This window comes from Photobacterium sp. Hal280, assembly GCF_037162255.1.
In the GTDB taxonomy this organism is placed as follows: domain Bacteria; phylum Pseudomonadota; class Gammaproteobacteria; order Enterobacterales; family Vibrionaceae; genus Photobacterium.
Genome location: NZ_JARLUO010000001.1, coordinates 847,349 through 869,985 on the forward strand (window position 1 = coordinate 847,349; position 22,637 = coordinate 869,985).

20 protein-coding genes, 2 tRNA genes and 1 pseudogene are annotated in these 22,637 nt (G+C 52.8%); 12 read left to right on the top strand and 11 right to left on the bottom strand.

The window, feature by feature from the left end; all coding sequences use genetic code 11:
* Position 1: 1 nt before the first annotated feature.
* The 4 genes from P4S53_RS04095 to P4S53_RS04110 all read left to right on the top strand — a co-directional run bounded on the left by P4S53_RS04095 (position 2) and on the right by P4S53_RS04110 (position 4,988).
* On the top strand, positions 2-991 hold the full coding sequence (locus P4S53_RS04095; RefSeq protein WP_337111507.1) for a carbohydrate ABC transporter permease: 990 nt from the start codon (positions 2-4) through the stop codon (positions 989-991).
* 8 nt (positions 992-999) lie between these two features.
* Positions 1,000-1,842 (top strand): carbohydrate ABC transporter permease, encoded by an 843-nt coding sequence (locus tag P4S53_RS04100; RefSeq protein WP_337111508.1) that lies wholly within the window; start codon positions 1,000-1,002, stop codon positions 1,840-1,842.
* A 2-nt stretch (positions 1,843-1,844) separates the two neighbouring features.
* A complete protein-coding gene (locus P4S53_RS04105) occupies positions 1,845-2,963 on the top strand; it encodes an ABC transporter ATP-binding protein (RefSeq protein ID WP_337111509.1) in 1,119 nt (372 codons plus the stop codon).
* 378 nt (positions 2,964-3,341) lie between these two features.
* Complete coding sequence (locus P4S53_RS04110; protein ID WP_337111510.1) at positions 3,342-4,988, top strand: methyl-accepting chemotaxis protein; 1,647 nt, start codon at positions 3,342-3,344, stop codon at positions 4,986-4,988.
* A 648-nt stretch (positions 4,989-5,636) separates the two neighbouring features.
* Here P4S53_RS04110 and P4S53_RS04115 read toward each other — a convergent pair.
* Both P4S53_RS04115 and P4S53_RS04120 read right to left on the bottom strand, forming a co-directional pair.
* Positions 5,637-5,713, bottom strand: a tRNA-Asp gene (locus P4S53_RS04115).
* Positions 5,714-5,755: 42 nt separating this feature from the next.
* A tRNA-Ser gene (locus tag P4S53_RS04120) sits at positions 5,756-5,846 on the bottom strand.
* 314 nt (positions 5,847-6,160) lie between these two features.
* Here P4S53_RS04120 and P4S53_RS04125 point away from each other — a divergent pair.
* Complete coding sequence (locus P4S53_RS04125) at positions 6,161-6,883, top strand: YebC/PmpR family DNA-binding transcriptional regulator (protein ID WP_337111511.1); 723 nt, start codon at positions 6,161-6,163, stop codon at positions 6,881-6,883.
* A gap of 82 nt (positions 6,884-6,965) precedes the next feature.
* On the opposite strand, the pseudogene fhuB reads toward P4S53_RS04125, so the two are convergent.
* The 6 genes and pseudogenes from fhuB to P4S53_RS04155 form a co-directional block, all read right to left on the bottom strand.
* Positions 6,966-8,932: pseudogene (gene fhuB, locus P4S53_RS04130) on the bottom strand (Fe(3+)-hydroxamate ABC transporter permease FhuB).
* Positions 8,933-8,935: 3 nt separating this feature from the next.
* Positions 8,936-9,916: an iron-siderophore ABC transporter substrate-binding protein gene (locus tag P4S53_RS04135; protein WP_442958621.1), complete on the bottom strand. Its 981-nt coding sequence runs from the start codon at positions 9,914-9,916 to the stop codon at positions 8,936-8,938.
* 50 nt (positions 9,917-9,966) lie between these two features.
* Complete coding sequence (locus tag P4S53_RS04140; RefSeq protein WP_337111513.1) at positions 9,967-10,752, bottom strand: ABC transporter ATP-binding protein; 786 nt, start codon at positions 10,750-10,752, stop codon at positions 9,967-9,969.
* A gap of 64 nt (positions 10,753-10,816) precedes the next feature.
* Positions 10,817-11,599 (bottom strand): siderophore ferric iron reductase, encoded by a 783-nt coding sequence (locus tag P4S53_RS04145; protein WP_337111514.1) that lies wholly within the window; start codon positions 11,597-11,599, stop codon positions 10,817-10,819.
* Positions 11,600-11,897: 298 nt separating this feature from the next.
* Positions 11,898-12,590 (bottom strand): hypothetical protein, encoded by a 693-nt coding sequence (locus P4S53_RS04150; RefSeq protein ID WP_337111515.1) that lies wholly within the window; start codon positions 12,588-12,590, stop codon positions 11,898-11,900.
* A 55-nt stretch (positions 12,591-12,645) separates the two neighbouring features.
* Positions 12,646-13,563, bottom strand: coding sequence for a DUF808 domain-containing protein (locus P4S53_RS04155; RefSeq protein ID WP_337111516.1), 918 nt, complete (start codon positions 13,561-13,563; stop codon positions 12,646-12,648).
* Positions 13,564-13,991: 428 nt separating this feature from the next.
* Between P4S53_RS04155 and P4S53_RS04160 the strand changes: the two genes are divergently transcribed.
* The 5 genes from P4S53_RS04160 to P4S53_RS04180 are packed head-to-tail and all read left to right on the top strand — an operon-like array spanning position 13,992 to position 18,536.
* Complete coding sequence (locus P4S53_RS04160) at positions 13,992-15,017, top strand: cytochrome c oxidase subunit II (protein WP_337111517.1); 1,026 nt, start codon at positions 13,992-13,994, stop codon at positions 15,015-15,017.
* Positions 15,018-15,037: 20 nt separating this feature from the next.
* Positions 15,038-16,804 (top strand): cbb3-type cytochrome c oxidase subunit I, encoded by a 1,767-nt coding sequence (locus tag P4S53_RS04165; protein WP_337111518.1) that lies wholly within the window; start codon positions 15,038-15,040, stop codon positions 16,802-16,804.
* Positions 16,794-17,408 (top strand): cytochrome c oxidase subunit 3, encoded by a 615-nt coding sequence (locus P4S53_RS04170; RefSeq protein WP_337111519.1) that lies wholly within the window; start codon positions 16,794-16,796, stop codon positions 17,406-17,408. The genes P4S53_RS04165 and P4S53_RS04170 overlap by 11 nt, the downstream gene beginning before the upstream one ends.
* A gap of 33 nt (positions 17,409-17,441) precedes the next feature.
* Complete coding sequence (locus tag P4S53_RS04175) at positions 17,442-18,164, top strand: heme-copper oxidase subunit III family protein (protein ID WP_337111520.1); 723 nt, start codon at positions 17,442-17,444, stop codon at positions 18,162-18,164.
* Positions 18,165-18,191: 27 nt separating this feature from the next.
* Complete coding sequence (locus P4S53_RS04180) at positions 18,192-18,536, top strand: cytochrome C oxidase subunit IV family protein (protein ID WP_337111521.1); 345 nt, start codon at positions 18,192-18,194, stop codon at positions 18,534-18,536.
* A gap of 39 nt (positions 18,537-18,575) precedes the next feature.
* On the opposite strand, the gene P4S53_RS04185 is transcribed toward P4S53_RS04180, so the two are convergent.
* Entirely contained in the window at positions 18,576-19,133 is a 558-nt protein-coding gene (locus tag P4S53_RS04185) for an NAD/FAD-utilizing enzyme (RefSeq protein ID WP_337111522.1), read from the bottom strand.
* A 234-nt stretch (positions 19,134-19,367) separates the two neighbouring features.
* Here P4S53_RS04185 and P4S53_RS04190 point away from each other — a divergent pair, with 234 nt between their 5' ends.
* Positions 19,368-19,559: a hypothetical protein gene (locus tag P4S53_RS04190; protein WP_337111523.1), complete on the top strand. Its 192-nt coding sequence runs from the start codon at positions 19,368-19,370 to the stop codon at positions 19,557-19,559.
* A 59-nt stretch (positions 19,560-19,618) separates the two neighbouring features.
* Here P4S53_RS04190 and P4S53_RS04195 read toward each other — a convergent pair whose 3' ends face one another.
* Positions 19,619-19,906: a hypothetical protein gene (locus P4S53_RS04195; protein WP_337111524.1), complete on the bottom strand. Its 288-nt coding sequence runs from the start codon at positions 19,904-19,906 to the stop codon at positions 19,619-19,621.
* A gap of 389 nt (positions 19,907-20,295) precedes the next feature.
* On the opposite strand from P4S53_RS04195, the gene P4S53_RS04200 reads away from it, so the two are divergent.
* Positions 20,296-20,715, top strand: a complete 420-nt coding sequence (locus P4S53_RS04200; RefSeq protein WP_337111525.1) for a DUF7282 domain-containing protein — start codon at positions 20,296-20,298, stop codon at positions 20,713-20,715.
* Between the two features lie 67 nt (positions 20,716-20,782).
* Here P4S53_RS04200 and P4S53_RS04205 read toward each other — a convergent pair whose 3' ends face one another.
* Positions 20,783-22,570 (bottom strand): M28 family metallopeptidase, encoded by a 1,788-nt coding sequence (locus P4S53_RS04205; RefSeq protein WP_337111526.1) that lies wholly within the window; start codon positions 22,568-22,570, stop codon positions 20,783-20,785.
* Between the last annotated feature and the right edge of the window lie 67 nt (positions 22,571-22,637).

The window sequence follows — 22,637 nt, forward strand, 5'->3', positions numbered from 1 at the left end:
TATGCCACACGCCCCTAGCCCTGATGACTATTCAGACGATCTGACCGCTGAGCTGCTGCGCAGCGATGTGAAAAAAGCACAAGGTTTGAGTTTCCGGCAAAAAGAGAAACTTCAGTACGCCCTGCTGCTGATCCCCGGCTGTCTGTTATACGGGATCTTCAACCTGCTCCCTTTACTAGGCACGCTGGTGCTGTCTTTCTTTGACTGGCCGGGCATCGGACCGGCAACCTTTGTCGGCTTCGATAACTTCACTAAGTTGCTCACCGATGCGTACATGAGCGATCAGCTCTGGAATGCGTTTCAGCAGACCTTTGTGTTTTTTGCCATTTGTATCAGCCTTTTTCTGGGATTAGGCACCACCTTCGCGCTGTTGCTGAGCTGGAACACTGCCGGAAAATCGGCGTATAAACTGCTGTTTTTCATGCCTTATCCGCTGGCTGCTGTGGCCGTTGCTTTTCTGGGTCAGTTAATCGTTGATGTGCGCGGCCCGCTCAATCAGCTGATGATGCACTGGGATCTGATCAGCGCGCCGCTGATGTTTCTGGGTGAGGCCGATACTGCGCTGCCGACGATTGCGCTGTTTCAGTCCTGGCAGAAGCTTGGCTTCTCCATCATGCTGATTCTGTCGGCTATTCTGGGCGTGCGGGCGGATTTGCTGGAAGCGGCGGTACTGGACGGTGCCAGTCGCTGGCAATGTATCCGTCATGTGGTCTTTCCTGTGCTGGCGCCCGCCTTTGTGCTGATCACCATTCTGACCCTGGTTGATGTCTTCAATAATGCCGAGTACGTGCTGATTCTGATGGGCCCGGATGCCGGCCCTTATTATTCCACCGATATTTTAGGCACCTTTCAGTACCGCACCGCATTTGGCACCAGCGGCGGCTCAGGCACTGCTGATCTGGGCATGGCTGCCGCGATCGGCATGGTGATCTCGGTGCTGATCTTGCCAGCCACCATTTACCTCGCGCTTCGCAATATGCGCAACCGATAGGACGCGTTATGGAAAGGATTTTTAAACTTCGCCCCATGGAACAGGTGCTGGTGCAGTTTCTGTTGCTGGCCTGGGCACTGGTCGTTGCCATTCCCTTTGGCCTGGCGTTTATCAACTCTATGAAAGGCAGCCTGGGTCAGGTGATCCGCGATCCCTTTGCGCTGCCGGACAGCTGGCAGTTTGATAACTATGCGAAAGCGTGGGAAATGGCCAATTTCAGTGGTTATTTTATGAACTCGCTGATCATCAGCGCTGGCACCGTGGCGGTTGCCGTTCTGTTCAGTACCATGGCCGCCTTTGTGCTGTCCCGGGTTGAGTTCCGGGGCAACCGCACCCTTTTCATTCTCTTTATGATCGGGGTGATCGTGCCGCTGCGTCTGGCGATGGCGCCGCTGTTTGTGGTGGTGCAAAGCCTGGATCTGCTCAACTCCCTGCTGGGAATTATTCTGGTGCAGGCCGCCAGCATGATGCCTGTGGCGGTGTTTATTCTCAGTACCTTCTTTAAACACCTGTCGCCGGAAATTGAGCAAGCGGCACGGGTCGACGGCGCACTGCCCTTTCAGATTTACTGGAAAATCGTGCTTCCCCTGGTCAAACCGGCCATCGCCACCGTTGCCCTGTTGTCGTTTGTCAGTGCCTGGAATGAATACCTCTTCCCGCTGCTGTTTTTGCAGGATCGCAGTTTATATCCGCTGACGCTGGGACTGCAGGAATTTCAGAACGAATTTGCCATCCAGTGGCACATGATGTTTGCCGGCCTGATCATCATGATGGCGCCGACACTGATCGCATTTTTACTCGCGTCAAAAGCCTTTATTCAAGGTCTGACCCAAGGTGGCATTAAGGAGTAACCATGGCTCACATCCAACTGAGAAACATCACCAAACACTACGGCCAGACCGAGGTACTGAAAGGTATCGATCTGGAGATCAACGACCGGGAGTTTGTCACCTTTGTCGGCCCGTCCGGTTGCGGGAAATCCACGTTACTGCGAATGATTTCAGGCCTGGAAGAACCGTCCTCCGGCACCATTTCTATTGATGGCGAAGACGTCACCCGGGAAGCGCCAGCCGACAGAGGCATCGCCATGGTGTTTCAGTCTTATGCCCTGTACCCGCAGATGACCGTATGGGAAAACATGGCCTTTGCGCTGACGATCGACAAGCAACCCAAAGCACTCATCAAAGAAAAAGTCGATCGGGCCGGTAAGATGCTCAAGCTCGACCACTTGTTCGACCGGCTGCCCAAAGCGCTGTCGGGCGGCCAACGACAGCGTGTCGCCATCGGCCGGGCCATCGTGCGTAACCCCAAACTCTTCCTGTTTGATGAGCCGCTGTCTAACCTGGATGCTGAACTGCGGGTCGATATGCGCATCCAGATCGCCGAGTTGCATCGCTCTCTGTCTGCCAGCATGGTATATGTCACCCATGATCAGGTGGAAGCCATGACGCTGGCCGACAAAATTGTGGTGCTGCGGGACGGCCGCATTGAACAGGTGGGCGCCCCGCTGGAGCTGTACTATCACCCGGCCAACCAGTTTGTGGCAGGCTTTATCGGCTCACCCAAAATGAATTTTATTCCGGTCACCGTGATCCGTGCCGATGCTGACAGCACCACGGTATCCATTGCTGATCAGCATGCCATCACCATTCAACGCAACGGCAGCACGCTGAATCCGGGCGATCACATCACGCTGGGTATACGCCCAGAGCATTTGCTGGTCGCAACCCCTGATTCCATGGATGATGGCAGCACAGTGTTAAATATGCAGATCAACGTGGCGGAATACCTGGGTGCACTGTCCTACATTCATTGCTATTGCGACGACATCGACAAACTGAGCCTGATGATGGACGGCGAAAAAGCATTGCAGCATGACCTGCAGAACGGCGCCAGGATGGCCGTTTCGCTGCGCGCTGAGTATTGTCATTTGTTTGATCAGCATACGCACTCATTACCCCCCGCATGCTGAACACCCGGCCCCTTGCAGTCAGGGGGCTGACCAAAAACCGTCTTTGTGCGGCATTCAGCCATTTCTGAATGGGCGCTCCTGTCTGAACGAGACACCTTCACCCGCTTTTGGTCGAGTGTGCCGCCAAAGATGTTATTTCCAGCCCAACTTTATTTATTCACAAAGATAATTAACCAGATTGACATTGATGTAATCAATAAATACGCGATCATGTGAAATGGCGCCACTGCCGTGACTGTGGTCAAACAATTGACGGTAAGAAAAACACTACGCGCCATTCACATCGGGTTACTAAGGCAGGCTGACACCGGCATCCCCCCACGTCTCAGTGTTACTCCGCCCCTATACATTTTATGGATATGTTAATAAGAGATAACAATGCTAATAAATACACTGACCCTAAGAACAAAGCTGATACTCGCGGTGTTGCTTCCGTGCATCATGTTATTACTTGTCGGCATTATCAGTTATTCGACCATGTCGCAATTAGGACAAAAGTCGGATCGACTCTATAAGAATACCGCAACGCCCATGCGTGCCATGGCTGAAGTCGCCTCACGTATACCGCGCATGCGTGTCGGTATCGACATGATGCTGTTTCAGGAAATCGACGGTTTAAAAGACGCCAAAGGCGTTCAGACCCGGATCAATGAAACGCGCACCGAAGACATTCCGGAAATGCGCGCTGCCATAGAGCAGTCCGTCGCCGCTCAGATTAACCCTGAACTACGCCGGGAAGCGCAGAAATTACAGCAGCGTTTCGAAGCAACAATTGCCTCGGATCTCAACCCTATGCTGGCGGCGTTAGAAAAAGGCAATTTGTCTGATGCCTACCGTTATTACACCCAGTACGGGGTCAACTACGGCATCATGCGAAAAGACACCAATACCCTGCTCGATACCCTGCTCACCCAGGCCGAAACATTCAACAATGAAGCCCACAGCAGCTTCATTGATGGGCAGCGCAATCTGGTGATGATAATCATCGCTGCGCTGATCGTCTCTTTCATTGTGTCTTTCATCATTATTCAGAACCTGCGCGCCAGAGTATCGACACTTCAGCGAACCATTAAAACGGCTGAACAGGACATGGCGCTCAATACCAGAATTGAACTGGACGGGAACGATGAGCTGAATGCGATCAGCCAGACGCTGAATAATTTCTTCGCCAAGATTCACCGCTCTGTGGAAGAAGTGGCACAAAGCTCAAGAAACTTAGCCAAAACCGCGCAGGCCGTAGCTTCGACCGCTCAGACAACACAAAGCAACTGCTTAACCCAGCGGGACAGAACCATTCAGGTGGCGACGGCCATTAATGAGCTTGGGGCGACCGTCAATGAAATCGCCAATAACGCAGCCCAGGCGGCTCATATCGCAAAAGAAGCCACCACACAGGCGCAGGATGGCAGCCAGGTGGTTGAGCAATCCAGAGAACAAATGAGCGAGCTGAGCAGTGACTTGGGCGAGATTACCGGTGTGATTGAAGCACTTGCCCATCAGGTGACTGACATCAGCGCCATTCTCGACACTATCCGCAGCATTTCAGAGCAGACCAATTTGCTGGCGCTGAATGCCGCCATCGAAGCGGCCCGTGCCGGTGAACAAGGTCGTGGCTTTGCGGTCGTCGCCGATGAGGTCAGAACCCTGGCTTCACGCTCAGCAGGCTCTACTGAAGAAATACAGGAAGTGATCAACAGACTGCAAAATGAGTCGACCAGAGCCGTGAACGCTATCTCTCAGGGACGCCAGCAAGGCTCTCATGTCGCAGAGCAAGCAAACATGGCCACCGGCTCTCTTGCCCAGATCGCGACCTATATCGATCAAATCAGCGAGCAAAATATTCAGGTGGCCACCGCAACGGAAGAGCAATCCTCCGTGGTGCATGAAATCAACCGAAATATTGAAGACATCAACCATTTAACTTCAGAAACTGCCGACATCGCCAACGAGCTGAATGCATCCAGTGGCGAACTTCAGGCCTTGTCGAAGCAACTTGATCAGCTGGTTGGCCGCTTCAAGCTGTAAAGCACTTCGCGAGATCGTTTCAAAACCACCTCCGCCACATCCAACAAGCCTCTTCAGCACTGAAGAGGCTTGCCTACAGCAAAGACGCCATCCCACTTTTCAGCCTCGACCAATACTCGTCCGACCGCAGGGCAGGTATCAATCTGAGACATACAAAAAAACCCAGCCTTTCGGCCAGGGTTTCGTGTCGTGGCGGGCTGACGGGACGCGATGGTCCGGCATTCCGGCCCGCGACCCAAAGTGCGCAATACTTTCTGGGCGCTCAGATACAAAAAACCCCAGCCTTTCGGCTAGGGTTTCGTGTCGTGGCGGGCTGACGGGACGCGATGGTCCGGCATTCCGGCCCGCGACCTAAAGTGCACAGCACTTTCTGGGGCTCTTGAATACAAAAAAACCAGCATTTTGGCTAAGGTTCCGGGTCGTAGCGGACTGACGGGACGCGATGGTCCGGCATTCCGGCCCGCGACCCAAAGTGCGCAGCACTTTCAGGGCGCTTAAATACAAAAAACCCCAGCCTTTCGGCCAGGGTTTCGTGTCGTGGCGGACGGCTGGGGTCGCACACGACCGGGACTCGTCCGACCGCAGGGCGGATATCAATCTGAAACATAACAAAAAAGCCTCAGCATTTCTGCTGAGGCTTCGTTGTGTTGGCGGAGCGGACGGGACTCGAACCCGCGACCCCCGGCGTGACAGGCCGGTATTCTAACCAACTGAACTACCGCTCCAATTCTTCAGAACTCGTCTTTAAAAAACGCTTTCTTTGAAAGTGGCGGAGAGATAGGGATTTGAACCCTAGATACGCTATTAACGTATGCCGGTTTTCAAGACCGGTGCTTTCAACCACTCAGCCATCTCTCCGTAAGTGCGGTGAATCATACCAGCTCAATTCACTCTGTAAAGTACCAAACCATTCAAATGCCTATTTTTTGAGCCACAAACCCTGTTTTTTATGTATCTGGACTATTTTTAATCACCAAAACGGTTATTTTTGTAGTCTCTTCGCCTTAGAAGGGCGGAAACCAAGGTAATATAGCCGCTGTTCACAGGTCGGATTGTGGCAAATTGTCGTTTCGGCTGGTAAATGCGAAACTAGGCACTAGCCTAAATACAGACCGTGCTGATAAAATCAGCCCCTACATATCGAAAGTATCAATTACAGAGAGTGATTCCCCATGGGACGCAGTTTCGAAGTTCGTAAAGCCTCAATGGCTAAAACACAAGGCGCTAAAATCAAGGTCTATTCCAAGTACGGTAAAGAGATCTACATGAGCGCCAAAAACGGCGGTACAGATCCGGACAGCAACCTGTCTCTGCGCCGCCTGATGGAAAAAGCGAAAAAAGATCAGGTGCCAAGTCACGTGATCGAAAAAGCGATTGATAAAGCAAGCGGTGGCGGCGGTGAAGATTTTTCAACGGCACGCTACGAAGGTTTCGGACCTGGCGGCTGCTCTGTAATCGTTGACTGTCTGACCGACAACAACAACCGTACCTACATGGATGTTCGTCAGTGTTTTGTAAAGAACAACGCGAAAATCGGTGCACCAGGTGCTGTTGCCCACATGTTCGATCACCAGGCGGTGTTCCAGTTCAAAGGCGATGACGAAGAAGCCGTAATGGAAGCCCTGATCATGGGTGATGCGGATGTGACGGACATCGAAGCGGAAGACGGTATGATTACGGTTTTCGCGCCGCACACTGAATTCTTCAAAGTAAAAAATGCCCTGGCCGATGCCATGCCTGACGTAGTGATGGAAGTGGAAGAAATCACCTTTGTGCCTCAGGCAATGCACCCGGTGACCGGCGACGATGTGGCCACGTTCGACAAGTTCCTCGACATGCTGAATGACTGCGACGACGTGCAGAACGTTTACCACAACGCGGAAATCGAAGGTTAATCCCTTCTCCTGACAACAAAAAGCCGGGTTGCATTGCTGCTAACCCGGCTTTTTTATCTGCCCGTTTCGAGACGCTGTGTTGCTATCGGCTTCTGCCGCGAATCAGCAGAAACAGAAAATAACTACCGCCGATGACAGACACCAGCGTGCCGGCCGCGATTTGAGCCGGGAACAGCACCGTCTGCCCTACCCAGTCAGCAATTAACATCACGGCAGCACCCACCAGTGACGCGACTATCAGCTGCTCTCTGGCCTGCTTGGCACCCAGCATGACCGCCGTATGAGGCGCCAGCAAACCGACAAACGCCACCGGCCCCATCGTAGCCGTAACCAGCGCGCACAATAAAGCCACGGTCCCCAATAACAAGGCGCTGCTGACAGGGACATTCAAACCACGTGCCGCCGCAAACTGTCTGCCGGCAGAGATCAGAGTCAGCCAGCGTGAGGTGACTAATGTGAACGCAAACAAGGCGGCCACGCCGACGAACAGAAAGAGTGCTTTGCCTTGTGTCACCCGGTAGGTTGAACCTGCCAGCCAGGTCAGTATGCTGTAACTGTCCTGCGTGCCTTTGGCCAGCGCAAATTGCACTAAGGCGTCGATCAGAGCCGTCAGAGCAATCCCGATCAGAATCAGACTCGAAGGGGCAAACTGATGACGCCGGCCCAGCACCAGCAACACGGCCAGCACGAGCATACTGCCCGCAAACGCCAGCACAGAGCCAACTGCAAAAATGTTCATGCCCAGAAAAACACTGGCGCCCACCAGCGCAAAAGTTGCACCGGCAGAGATCCCCAGAATATCCGGACTGGCAAGCGGATTGTAGATCAACCGCTGCAGCACAGTGCCCGCAATGGCTAACCCGACGCCGGCACTGAGGGCGGTCAGCATTCTCGGCCAGCGAAGCTCCCACTGGTAAGCCGTTGGCAGCGCAACATGCCAGCTGTGACCGTCCGTGACAAAGACAGCCGTCAGAGACAGGATGCCAGCGACGATCAGCATCAGGGCTGGCAAGCTCCAGGCAGCAAGACGATCCCGGCTCGGCGGCAATTTGATTGAGACCTGATCCTGCGCTTTCATCTTGCGGCGACTGAACCACAACAGGGCCGGTGCCCCGATGGCCGCTGCCGTGGTACCGCTCGGAATCGCATCCACCGTCAGCTGACTAAGCAGCTGAGCGGCGGCATCTGTCGCCACCAGAAGCAGCGCCCCGAGCAAAGCACTCATGGTCAGCTCAACCCTGGGGTTCTGGCACCCAGTGCCCGCGCAATGTTTGGCGTCAGCAGCCCGATAAAGCTGATCACTCCAACCGCGGTGATGGATGCAGCCACCAGCCACAAGCCAACCGCCATCAGGACAATAAACGCAGGGACGACATTGAGACCGCGCGCTGCCGCCCCCTGATGGCCCAAACGCATCAGGGTCAGAATCCGCGGCGCAAACACCAGCAGCAGAAGCGAAACAGACAAACGGGGCAGCAACCACTGCACAGATTCCCAGCCATTCTGAGTCAGATCGCCGGCGCCCCAGATAAAGACGTTTTTAGCGTATTCCGCGTTCAGCAAAATGATCGCGCTGGCCACTGAGCCAAGCAGAATATTCACCACCATGCCCGACAGCACTAAGGGCAGGCCCGTCATGTTTTTCGGCCCGGCAATAAAGATCACCAGAAACAGAGACAGCATGGCACCCGCCATCGCCGCCAGGGCACTGTGATCACCCACCAGCTCAGGGAACCAGACGTTGACAATGATCAGCGCCAGCCAGGCACCGGAAGAGGTACCCAGTGTCAGCGGTGAGGTCAGCGCGTTTTGGGTCAGTTGCTGCATCAGACTGCCCACCAGTCCCAGCATCGCGCCCACCATCAGCGCCATCACCAGGCGCGGAAGCTGAGCATAGCTGAACATGATGTCGGCAAATTCTTCAGCCTGGGTGCCGGTGACAATGGCAAGCTGGCGGGAAAATGAAAGATCAGTGCCAATCTGCAGGCTGGCAACCACGGCTGACAACAGCAGCAGCAGTAGGGGAAAGAAGGACAAAGAGCGGGTCATGAATCAGTCCTGTCTGCCCTTGACCGAGGCAACCACACCCTGATTCGGCGCAATCTCAAACAGGCTGTCGGCCATGGCTTCGGCAATATAGCGGATTGACATGGCCCCGCCATAGTTCCAGACCGAGGCAACGCTGTTGACGTGCTTAGCGCGGACAAAAGGCATGGCATTCCAGATCACCGAACGCTGTAACTGCTTCTCTTCATTGAAAGGCCGGAAGTAGAGCACGTAGCTGTCGCCCGCTTTTTGCAGATCGGTCAGCCGTTTCTGCACAATGCCCCATTCGGTGGCAGGTAAAGGCATGGCCGGAGTCAGACCGAGCTGCTCAAGCGCATAGTTGGTGGTGGAATTCTGGCCATAAATGTACACAGAGGTCTGATTGGCAAACCGCATCGCGACCACGCTGGGAGATTCGCCATTAAACGCCTGATTCAGTTGCTGTTTCAGCTCAGCAAAACGTTCCGACATAGCGGTGAGTTTCTGCTCTGCCAGCGCTTGCTGATCAAAGACTGTGGCCAGTTGACGGAAATTCGCAATGGCCGCTTCTGCACTGTTCAGCGTCTGGTTGTAGGTTTCGTAGTACAACACAGGGGCCAGTGCTTCCAGGCGGGGGATCAGATCCTTTTGCGGTGAGGCGGCCAGAATCAGATCCGGTTTCAGCTCGGCAATTTTTTCCAGGTTCGGCTCCGTACGGGTGCCGATATCCGCCACGCCAGCCGGGACGGCCGGTTGTACAACCCATTCCTGATAACCACTGATATTTGGCAGACCAACAGGTGTCACATCCAGTTCCAGCACTTGTTCGGCCAGATCCCAGTTGAGGACAACCACCCGCTGAGGCACCTCAGCCAATGTATGTTCACCCCTGCTGTCGGTGACAGTGATGTCGGCAAACACCTGGCCGGAGAGCAGGCATGCTGCCATAACAAACACTTGATTCATTCGTGCTATCGGGGCGATTTCTTTCAACCATTGATTCAACATAAAACGACAACTTCTCTGTTTTTCGTGCCACTGCTATTCACAGACCACTGTTATTCACACACTACAGCGACTTTCTGGCCAGTCAGGTGTTCTGAATTGACAGGGTGGTCAATGAGTTTAATGTCCGTCTCATACAACGCAGACAATCTTGGTTCATCCAGTAATACGTCTTTCGGGCCGGTAAAGGCAATGCGCCCTTGCTTGAGGGCCACCACATGCGTGGCAAAACGCAGCGCCAGATTCAGATCATGCAAGATGACGATCACCCCGCAACCCGTGTCCCGGTTCAGATCGGCCAGCAAAGACATCAGTTGGTACTGATGATGAATATCCAGTGCCGAGGTCGGCTCATCGAGGATCAGGACAGGTGACTGCTGGGCCAGCAGCATCGACACCCAGGCGCGCTGACGTTCCCCGCCTGAGAGCTGGTCGGCCAGGTTGTCAGCAAAACGCAGGGTGCCGGTTTTATGCATGGCCGCTTCAATGATAGCGACATCATCTTGTTGCCAGCGACCGAATGTGCCACGCCAGGGAAAGCGGCCCAGTTTGACCAGTTCTCTGACCGTTAACCCGGCAACGTCCGGCAGCTTTTGCGGCAGGAAAGCCACTTCCCGTGCCAGCGCCTTGGCTGACAGCGTATTCAGTGGCTGTTGATTGAGCAGAATGTCGCCTTCATCGGGCGCCATTTGTCCGGCAAGCAAGTTCACCAGTGTCGATTTACCTGAGCCATTGTGGCCCAGCACCATGGTAAATGCCCCGCTGTCGATCGTGAGCTGATCGATACGCAAAATATCGCGTCCGCCACGGTGTACACGGATGTTGTTGAGTTCAAACATAATTTTTCTTATTACTTACACGGCTTGGTTGTGATCGGCACATAGACGTGTGTCACAATCAGGCTTACTGTTTATTCCTCGGGCAGTTTTCGCAATAACTGCCATCATCACGCCGGTAGTGCATACAGCAGCTCACCCGCAGTTGCTGCCACTGACCGTCGGTTTCGGCGCGGTACAGTGTCTCAATATGCTTGGCGGGCAGGCCAAGACTTTCCAGCCACCATGCGGCATGCTGAGGTACCTCGTCCGCTGGCATCTTCTCAGGTGATTCATGATGGTAACGCAGCAACACCGCCAGGACGGCATCCGCCAGTAACTGGCGGGTAAAACCAGGACGAATCCGGGTATGGTGTTCCATCTGCTCACGCAGATCGTCATACAAATCGACCAGTTCACGACCTGCGCACTGAATCAGCTGCTGGGTATTGCCTTCGCACCATTGGCTGTTCTGGCTGAAACTGTAGCCAGCCACCCACCCTTGGTTATTGTATTGCTGAACAATACGACTCAATGGCGGCACGGCCTGCACACTGTATACACAAACAAAAGCCAGATAGAGTGGCTGCCAGGTCAGCATCGACCAGCTGCGTGTCGTCCAGTAAGGCTGCCCCGCTTCCGGATAGTTCTGCTGCCAGTACTGATACAGGCTGGCCAGCAACGGATCGTTATTGCCATCGCGCGTAATACAAAACAAGGTGTCAGGCGCGGTAACGCCTTTCATGATGGGGATTAAACGCTCCGCATCATTGAACAGCCGAATCAGGTTTTCCGGTTGAACGGCACGCGCAATAGTGCCGGGAAAGCGGTTCGTTTCAGATCTCTGTTTTGTATTCAACGCTGTTGCCATCCATTCACCAAACTATCATGGACTTGCTTGCTGCCACTTGAGCAAACGCAAATTCTTACCAAGCCAATAACACTAGAATAAATAATAAGTATTATCATTCAAGTTGAATTATCTTTTTGGGGCAAATTCCTTGCTCCCGCTTCGGGTCATCACACCAGCGTTGTTGCAACACTCTGAAAGGTAATGGGAAGAATAATAACAATTATTATCAAAATTATCAGTCAAAAAATACCACAGTGGCATTGCTGCGGTATCGGCGGGATAAAGATGAAAAAACCAGCCCTGAGGCTGGTTTCGGTCAGATTTGAGGGCGATCGCCCTGAAGGGTATAGCGCTGTTGCAGTGTGTCTGTTGAAATCACTTCGCCAGCGTCTGTCACCCGATCGCCTAACATCAGGGTGACGGTGGGAAGATCAGTCTCTGCATCTTGGTTTGCATCCAAGAATGCCGGGAACTCACTGGTTTTGATCTCAACCGTTTTACCGTCCAGGCTGCCAAGCGCTGACAGTAGCTTTGCATCTACCGTCAATACCTGTATCTGACGCAACGACTGATAACTGTGGAATGACAGCGTATCTGGCATCATGCCGTATTCTTCGAACCAGGCGGTTTTGGTCATCAGATACTCGTGATACACCGCCCCGACCAGGGGTTGCATATCACGGACAACAACACTTTCCGGCTCAATCTCTTGCTGCGAAACCTGAACAGGCTTTCCTGCTGCATCTAACCCGTAGGTGGTGAGCATCCGGCCGATATCATCACGGCTGGGCAACCGGGCATAAGCGATAGCATTTCGCCGCCACAGTTGAGCTGACTGTTCAAATGCATCCGCCAATACTGAGGCGGTGTTCCTGGATGATACCGCTTCCTGCACTGTTGCCGTGACCGGCTCGCTGCTGGCTGCTGTGATACCGGGGAAAAACAGAACCGCCAGCAAAGGCAGGCGGTTCAGCATCACAAAAGGTCTGCGTCTTGGTTTTTTCGTCATCTTCATTCTTATACTTACATCTCAAGCTGACATCAGCATACCTTAAGTCAATGATTTATGCTGCCTGATTCCCGCGCAAACGCTGCCAGGCCGAAACAACCGCCAGGACCAGCAAGCCCGCAACGATACCGACGATCAGGTTGGTCATCATGGGCACCAGCCATGACGTGCCGGGCAGAGCATGCAATCGCTCAGTCAGCAGCTCCAGCCAGTGATGCGAATCGGGAATACTGTGAACCACGATACCACCACCGACCAAAAACATGGCGATGGTGCCGACAACGGCCAGTAACTTCATCAGCTTAGGCGCTGCGGCGATCAACAGCTGACCAAAACGGTGCAACAGGCTTTTCTCCTGATGCTGTTTCACCAGATAAAAGCCGCCATCATCCAGTTTGACGATCCCGGCCACCAGGCCATAAACGCCCGCTGTCATGGTCAGGGCAATCAGGCTGACCACCAGCAATTGCGTCATCAGTGACATGCCCTGAACGGTGCCTAATGCAATCACAATAATTTCGGCAGACAAGATAAAATCGGTCCGGATGGCCCCTTTAATCTTGTTCTTTTCGTATTCCTCCAAATCCATGCCTTCTGGCAACTGGTCGTGATCCTTCAGTGCTTCTTCCGTATCATCATGGGTGAGTTTGTGAATGACTTTTTCTGCCCCTTCAAAACACAAAAACAAACCGCCAAGCAGCAGCATTGGCACGATGAGCCAGGGAGCAATGGCACTGATTAACAGCGCCGCCGGCACCAGGATCAGCTTATTTTTAAACGAGCCTTTTGCCACCGCCCACACCACCGGAATTTCACGTTCCGCTCTGACCCCGACCACCTGCTGAGCATTCAGAGCCAGATCGTCTCCGAGTACGCCTGCCGTTTTTCGGGCCGCCACCTTGCTCATGACAGCAACATCATCAAGCACGGTTGCAATATCATCCAGCAAGGTTAACAAACTTGCACCAGCCACATCCCCTCCTCATTTTTGGGAAAGCTTATCTTATTAACTATCAGGCCATTGTGCCTGAGTAACTTCTTTCATAGTAAGACATTTTCCGGTGAAACCCAGCTTTCTCATTTACGAATCGTCTGCAGAGAAAAGCTCCTGAGCACTCGCACAGCATGGTGATGTCCACTAAGCTTTTAATCAATATGACGATCAAACACAGCCGCTTTGTCTTTTTCTGACCGCAGTTGTGTATAAAGCCTTCACTGCGCGGGCATCAACACGGTTTGACTTTCAGGGTTTGGGTTACCGACTTTTGTTCCTCTCATGGATGCGACCAATTTCGGTAAAAGGTGATATATGGCAATAGCCATTGCCCTGATCATTATTGTCGTTGCTTCCATTGCCTTCCATATTTACAGCCCCTGGTGGCTGACGCCTGCTGCGTCAAATTGGGGGAAATAGATAATGCGCTGCACCTGACGCTCATCATGACCGGGGCGTTTTTTATTGTTTTGAACCTGGTGCTTGCCTGGCTGGTCATTCGCTTCAGGCACAAACCCGGCCGCCGGTCCCAGTTTCAGCCAGACAGCAAAAAACTGGAAGGTTGGCTGATCGGCATTACCTCGGTCGGCATCATCGCGTTACTGGCCCCGGGCTTGGTGGTGTACGGGCAATTTGTCAGCGTGCCGGATGAGGCAAGGATTGTTGAAGTCGTCGGGGAGCAGTGGCGCTGGCGATTCCGTTTTCCCGGTGATGACCAACAATTGGGTAAAAGTGACACCCGGTTTGTGTCCAATACCAACCCGTTAGGTATCGACCCGGACGATCCTGCCGGGGCAGATGATCGGATTATTCTGTTGCCCGAGCTGCACTTGCCCCTTTACGCCCCCTATAAAGTGCTGCTGCGCTCCAAAGACGTCCTGCATGATTTCAACGTGCCCCAGTTCCGGGCAAAAATGGATCTGGTGCCGGGTACTGTCACCCACTTCTGGGTCAGACCCACTGAGCGGGGACAATTTGACATCCTGTGCGCTGAACTCTGTGGTGTCGGGCATTTCAATATGCGCGGGCGTGTCGTGGTTGAAGACGAAGCACAATTTGGCAATTGGCTGGCCGCACAGCCGACGTTTGCCCAAACCCAGCACCCCGCAGACACCACCGCCAGTGGCGAGGCACTCTCACCAGCCGAGCTGGTTGCCAAGGGCGAGACGTTATCGCAAGTCAATGGCTGTATTGCCTGCCACAGTCACGACGGCAAGCCCGGCATCGGACCGACCTGGCTGGGACTTTACGGCAAAACGGAGACTCTGTCGGATGATACACAAATACAAGTCGATGACATGTATCTGAAACGGGCCATCCTGGATGCAAAAGCCGAACTGGTCAAAGGCTACCCTGCGGTGATGCCCGCATATACTTTGAATGATCAGGAAGTCGATGCCCTGATCGCATATATCCAGTCTCTGGCGCAGTAGTGCTCGCGACGGGAGGAGATATGACAGCACAGACTCACCAACACAGCTCCGGGTACTCGCAATCATTCTGGGGCAAATATATCTGGAGCCAGGATCATAAGATCATTGCCATTCAGTATTCTCTGACCGCTATTTTTATGGGCCTGATTGCCTTGGTCATGTCCTGGATAATGCGCCTGCAACTGGGCTTTCCCGGCACCTTCGATTTCATTGATGCCAATACCTATTATCAGTCTCTGACCATGCACGGCATGATCATGGTGGTATACCTGCTTACTGCGCTGTTTCTGGGCGGATTCGGTAACTACCTGATCCCGCTCATGGTAGGCGCCAGAGACATGGTGTTCCCTTTCCTGAATATGCTCAGTTACTGGTTTTATCTGCTGGCGTCGCTGATATTGCTGGCCAGCTTCTTTGTGACCGGCGGACCGACCGGCGCCGGATGGACCCTCTATCCGCCACAGGCAATTTCACCCGGTACACCGGGCACCGACTGGGGTATCGTGCTGATGCTAATCTCGCTGGCGGTTTTTATCATCGCGGCCACCATGGGCGGGCTGAATTATGTCACCACAGTGCTGCAGGCACGGACCCGGGGGATGACGCTGCTGCGCATGCCACTGACCGTCTGGGGTATTTTTACCGCGTCAGCCATGGCCTTACTGGCCTTCCCTGCCCTGTTTGTCAGTGCCGTGATGATGCTGTTCGATAAACTGCTCGGCACCAGTTTTTTCATGCCTGCGGTGATCTCCATGGGACAGCTCACCGAGCACAGTGGCGGCAGCCCGATCCTGTTCCAGCACCTGTTCTGGTTCTTTGGCCACCCTGAAGTCTACATCGTCGCCTTGCCTGCGTTTGGCATCGTGTCGGACTTAATCAGCATTCATGCCCGTAAAAACATTTTCGGCTACAAGATGATGGTGTGGGCGATTCTGGCCATCGGGGTACTGAGTTTTGTCGTTTGGGCGCACCACATGTATGTCAGCGGCATGAACCCGTACTTCGGCTTTTTCTTTGCCATCACCACGCTGGTGATCGCCGTTCCGACCGCGATTAAAGTCTACAACTGGCTGTTTACGCTCTGGAAAGGCGATATTCATCTCACACTGCCGATGCTGTTCGCGCTGGCCTTCATCAGCACCTTTGTGATCGGCGGGTTAACCGGTTTGTTCCTGGGCAATGTGGTGGTCGATATTCCTTTGTCGGACACCTATTTTGTGGTGGCTCATTTCCACATGGTGATGGGTGTCTCGCCGATCCTGGCGATTTTCGGCGGGCTCTATCACTGGTATCCCAAAGTCACCGGCAGAATGCTGAACAACACCATGGGTCATATCCATTTCTGGTTTACGTTTCTGGGAACCTACGCCATTTATTTTCCCATGCACTATCTCGGTGTGATGGGGATGCCAAGGCGCTATTTCGCCTGGGAAGATTACAGCTTTATTCCCGAATCGGCGCAGCACCTCAATGCCTTCATTACTGTCGCCGCTCTGATTGTCGGGGCGGCACAGCTGCTGTTTATCTTCAATATGTTTTGGAGCTGGCGCCATGAGCAGGCCGTAGGGGAAATCCCTGGCGTGCCACGTCACTGGAGTGGCAAACCCCTGAAACGCCCCCTCAACATGGTAACTGGGGTGAGGAGCTCCCCGTGGTGTACCGATGGGCCTATGATTACAGCGTTCCCGGTGCCAAAGAAGATTACCTGCCGCAGAACCTGCCGCCCGACGATATCCCCGCTGATGTATCCGGCAGCGAGCCTGAGGAGTCCAAAACATGAGCCGTAAACCTGTACTCACGACACTGGCGTCGGGCAACCTGAGTCCGGCCCCGGATGCTCACTACCAGCCGGCCAGCACCTATACGATCGCCTCGACCGGTTTGTGGGTACTCATGGGGGTGATCGGCGCCTTGTTTTTCCTGTTTACGATCGCCTATTACATCCGGCATACACTGAACGACTGGCAACCGCTCAATGAGCCATGGCAATTGATGCTGAGTACATCATTACTGGTACTGAGTTGTGTTGCCATGCACCTTGCCACTCGCAAAGCCCGTTTGCTGCCGGCACTTGCCGCCTGCCAGACAGAAATCATCATGGCCGTCTGTTTCACGCTCGGTTTTATTCTGGCGCAGTTGTGGGCCTGGCTGGCACTGGTCCAGATCAATCAGGGCGTGCTGGTGAACCCGGCGAACAGCTTTTTCTATCTCCTGACAGGCATGCATGCCCTCCACGTTCTTGGGGGAGTAACGGCACTGAGTGCAGTGATATATCAGGTCTGGCGCGGGCAACGGGACAGCCTGCATCTATGGCTGCAACTCTGCGCCCGGTACTGGCATTTCCTGTTATTCATCTGGCTGTTTCTGCTGGGGTTACTGCGGTTGACATAAACCCTGCATTTGGCAGCGCGAGAGGTCTTGATTATGAGTGACATCCAACAATCCCGGACGCCGACTCTGGGCAGCCAAACCGGTTGGACAGGGGTCGTCAATGATTATGCCGGGGATCAGGCCGCATTTCGTGTCTCGGCAAACAAAACCATGATGTGGATTTTTCTGCTCAGCGACACCTTTGTGTTCGGCTGTTTCCTGGTGGGTTATATGTCAGTAAGAATGACCACCACGGAAAACTGGCCGCTGACCAGCGAGGTCTTCGCCTTAACCCTTGGCGGCCATTCTATCCCTCTGATCCTGATTGCCATTATGACCTTTGTGCTGATCACCAGCAGCGGCACCATGGCGATGGCCGTCAACTGCGGCTATCAGGGAAAGCGCTGGTCCACCGCCACACTGATGTTGATCACTGCATTATTGGGGCTGACCTTTGTCAGTATGCAGGCGTTCGAATGGAGCAAATTGATTGCCGAAGGTATTCGCCCGTGGGGGAATGAAGACGGTGCGTCGCAGTTTGGCGCGGCATTTTTTATGATCACAGGTTTTCACGGCTTGCATGTCAGTGTTGGCGTACTGTATCTGACAATCGTCGCCATTCGGGTCGCACTGGGGAAATATGACCAGAAGCAGGTGGATCCCCATGCCGCCGGCATCCAGGGCGGACGATATGAAATTGTAGAAATCGCCGGACTGTACTGGCACTTCGTGGATTTGGTGTGGGTATTTATATTCGCCTTTTTTTATCTGTGGTAACTCAGGCCAACCGTCAAGGAGGCTATGATGGCAAACTCTGAACTCACGCATGATTCAGTAAAGCAGCAGCATCCAATCAGCCTGTATCTTAAAGTATGGGCGCTGCTGTTTCTTCTCAGCACTCTGTCTTATCTGGTCGACTATTTCCATTTGCAAGGCATTTTGCGGTGGAGCCTGATTCTGCTGTTTATGGCCCTGAAAGCCGGGCTCATTGCGTCGGTATTTATGCATATGCGCTGGGAAAGGCTCGCGCTGGTGTATACGATTTTCCTGCCGCCCTTAGTCCTGCTCGTCTTGGTGGGTCTGATGGCGAGCGAAGCAAGCTATATCTTTGCGCTCAGAGAATGGTTTTTCAGTCTGCCGGGTGGATAATACCCCGGCAGATTCCTAGCCAGTACCAAAAGCAAGTCATCAAGGCAGGGTTTTCATCATGCGCTGCCATTTTTCCTGCATAGCCACCAGCCAGTGCGGCGGTGACTTCCCGGTTCCGGCCGGTTTGAGTTTGTCGTGTGCCAGCGTAATACTGGCCAATTGGAGTTCCTGCTCTGGTTCCACGTCTACCATCAATACATGCTTTCCGGATTTCAGGACATTTTTAAACCGGCGGAACTGATAATGCAGTTCCTGAAATCCAAACAGCCCTCCTTCCCAGGTAATGAAGCCCAGAATCGCAATGGCCAGTAAAATAAATGGGGCCCAGCCAACGGCATCTGTCACCCCAGAGGCATAGGCCGCGATTAAGATACCCGCAGCGGCAATCGCCCCGATCACCGCGCCGATTTCAGTTGAGTGTACAACGTCATTGCGCATCACAGATTGCACCGGATGCAAATGCTTGTGGCTCGACACATCAGCATCTTTGTTACTGAGAACATGGATTTGCGGCGCAGAAAAACCACTCAGTTCCAGCTCATGCTCCACCAGCTCAAGCTCATCCAGATCATCACTGATATAAAAGACCCGTTTCATGTTTGCCTCCTGACAGGTAGCCAACGAAGAAGGTCGCCATTTTAAAGGTTACTATCAGTTTACAAGGCCTTTGCAGAACTTTTTACCAGAGTGAAAACTAATTTCTCGCAATATTGTCAGATTATCCTGCCAGCAGCGACTATGACAGACTCAGGCAATCATTGACCTCAGGCTAACACAGGCTTTGAAAAAATGATGTAGAGTGCCCGCTTTTCCCATTTGATGGCATGAAGCATGAAAATATTCACTTTGTTCGGCTTGCTGGCCTTGAGTCTGTCTTTGACTGGTTGCCAACTGACACATGTTGAGGGTGAAGTAGAGGGTGTCAACATCAAAGCCACCACGAATGGTGACTACGATGATCACCATCATGGCGGCAACGGCAGTTTCTGCCCGCCAGGACAAGCCAAAAAAGGCCGCTGTTAATTCAGCGGCTTATTCCACACCCGTCGGTATTGGGCGCGTTCCACCCGATATTATGGCGGCTAGCTTTTACCTGTCAGCTTGCCTTTGAGCCATTGAAAAGCATGAAGCAGCGTATAAAACACATTGGTTGAAGCGTTGTACTCTGCCAGGTGATAAACATAGTCAGAGCGAAACTTATTCACGGCATCTTCTGCGTTCTCCGCGTATATCACATCATCCTCGACCTCAAAGCCCTGCTGGAGCAATGCCTTTTTCTCTTCAATAAAGCTTGAAGATGACATATTCAGGTAGGTAAATCCTTTCCTGTCGGTATTCGGCACACAGAAAAATTGATATTTATTGGACATTGAATTCCCATTCACAATGACGAATCACAAGGATGATTGTTCTCTGGTCAGACTCATCTCATCGTTTTTCTCATCTTATGATAACTCGCACATATAAAATATATTGATTATTCAACTATTTGACCAAGACAGCATCTTCAGATGCCTCCAGTCACTGAAAGCCTTAAAACGCTCAATTTTCTTTTCATCGAACCACGACAAAAACCTTCCGAGTGCCCCTGAGGGGTAAGTCCACCGCGTCACTGAAACAAGTTGTTACACTTATAACCATTCGAATGGGAAGCCTTTTTGTGAACCCCATCGAACCCTGAACCATACTCAGGTTGTTATCTGGCAAAACGCCTGACTGCATTTCAAATCAATTACATGACAGAAAACAGGATGAACTGATGAAAACAATCGTTAAAAAATCACTGATGTTGAGTCTGGCAATCGCTTTTTTAGGGACAACAGCTGCAGCACATGCCGCAAACAGTGTGAAAGGCGCCAATCAGGATGTATCAGAAGGCACAGTGACCGCGGCTATGATTGAATCCGATGCGAATGGCTGGCTGGTGGTGCACCGCACCAATAAAGACATGAAACCCGGGCCTGTTGTGGGTTATGCGCCGGTCAAAAAAGGAACAAACCAGGATGTCGTCGCCATTCTCATGGAACCTGTCGACACTGGCGAGATGCTGATGCTCATGCTCCACGGTGAGCAGGGCGGGATGAAAACCGGGGTGTTTGAATATACTTTAGGCGCGAAAGAAGATGGCCCTGTGCGCGAAGATGGCAAGCTGGTGATGGACATTATTACAGCCGAGTAATGCTTCGCTTCCGTACATAAAAGAAAAGCCACGCAAATGCGTGGCTTTTTAGGTTCATCGCCGATGATTACTGACGATCCTGATCAAAGTCACCGTGGAAATGACCGTGATCCGAATGGCTCTCTGCGGCTTTCAGCTTCTCGCCGATACGCAGTTTCTGTGTTGGTTTCAAGTCACTTTGCATGCGCGACATGGTTTTCGCTGCAGGCGCTTCCACTTCAGGGAACAGTGGCTTGCTGAACGCATAGTATGTCGTGACATAAGCCAGCGCCTGGGTATTCACAAACAAGGCTTTCTGACTAACGTTGTTCAGATCATCACAGGCCTGGTGATAACATCTGTCGTAAGCCACATCAATTTCACCGCCAAACTGATCCACTTCTTCAGCGGTTTTCACTTTCTCAGCGCCAGTGAACAGACCACCAAACGCCACGCCCCAATCGGCAAAGCCTGCATAATCTGACCGTTTTGACAGCGCCTGAGGCACAGTGAACTCGGATTTGGCCGTAAAGAACTCATTGAATGTCGCTTCAATATCTGAAGTACCGTATGGCGGCTTGAAGTCACCGGTATAGGCATTGTCCGGGCTGTCTTTGGTATCCGACAAGTCGCCGTCCATGACACCGAAGATGTAGTTTGGCGAACCTATCATGTCAAAGTTCAGGTACAGCTTCACTTTGTTGAGCTGAGTGTAGCGGGCTTCAACCAGCTCAACCTGTTCTTCTGTCAGTTGGCTGGGATCTTCCAGTCCCAACTCTGCCAGAATCTCGTTCTGAGCCTGATCATAGATAGGGGCAAACAATTCGTTGGTGTAATACTCAGAACCCACTAAGCCAGCTTCCTCTGCCGCCCACCAGGCGAACCGGACTTTATTCTTCACCGGCGCTTTGGTATCAGCCAGCGTCACGGCATATTCCAGCAAACCGGCCGTACCTGAACCGTTATCATTAATACCAGGCCCTTCCGGCACTGAATCCAGATGCGCCCCCAGCATCACCACCTGATTCGGATTACCGCGTCTGGTTTCCGCAATCACGTTCTGGGTTACGACCATTTCATCTTTGACATCGACAGCCAATGCCACAGGGACAGGCTGAGTCTGGCTTAAATCAAACCACTGTCTGGCGATATCATAGCGGGCACCAAAGGCGGGGACTGTCGCCGCCGTATCACTGCCCAGCGTACCGTTAACCACAGCCTTACGGCCTTCATCATTGCCCTGGTTGAACACGATCACGGCCTTAGCGCCGGCATTTTGCGCGTTCACCACTTTTGTCGTGAAGTCACAGCCACCGCGCTGGATCACCGCCACTTTCCCGGTGATTGCTTTACCGTCAAAATCGGTTGCGTCACAGCCATCGGTATCATCGTAATTCGGGCTGTCAAAGTTGAAATCCGGCGTCACAAAGACAAGATCACCCGCCAACTGACCATTCGAATCTCCCGAATAGGACATCACCGCATAGTCTGCTTCAACACCTTCACCGGCCTCACGCGTGCTAATCAGATCAACACCGTCAACATTGAGCTTGGTGCCGGCCAGCTCTTCCCAGGCGCGGAAATCAAACTCCTGCGTCGACACTTTATAGCCGTGTTCTTTCATCACTTCGATGATGTAGTCAACGGAATACTGGTATCCGTCTGAGCCGGCAGCACGGGTCACAGAGCTGCCATCGGATGTCGGCGTGGCACGCGCTTCCAGCTCGACCAAATGCTCGACCACATCTTCATGTTCAATTTCGCTACTGACGTAAGCCGCGGCTTCTTTCGGGTCATCCCAATAACAACCGGTCAACATGGTTGCGCTGATGAGGGTGGCGAGAAGCGTCTTTTTTGTTGTGATGCATACTTGCATGTGTGACTCCTTGTGTGTTGTTAGCCCACACATTGTTGACGAAACACAAGGTTACAAGAATGTTAAA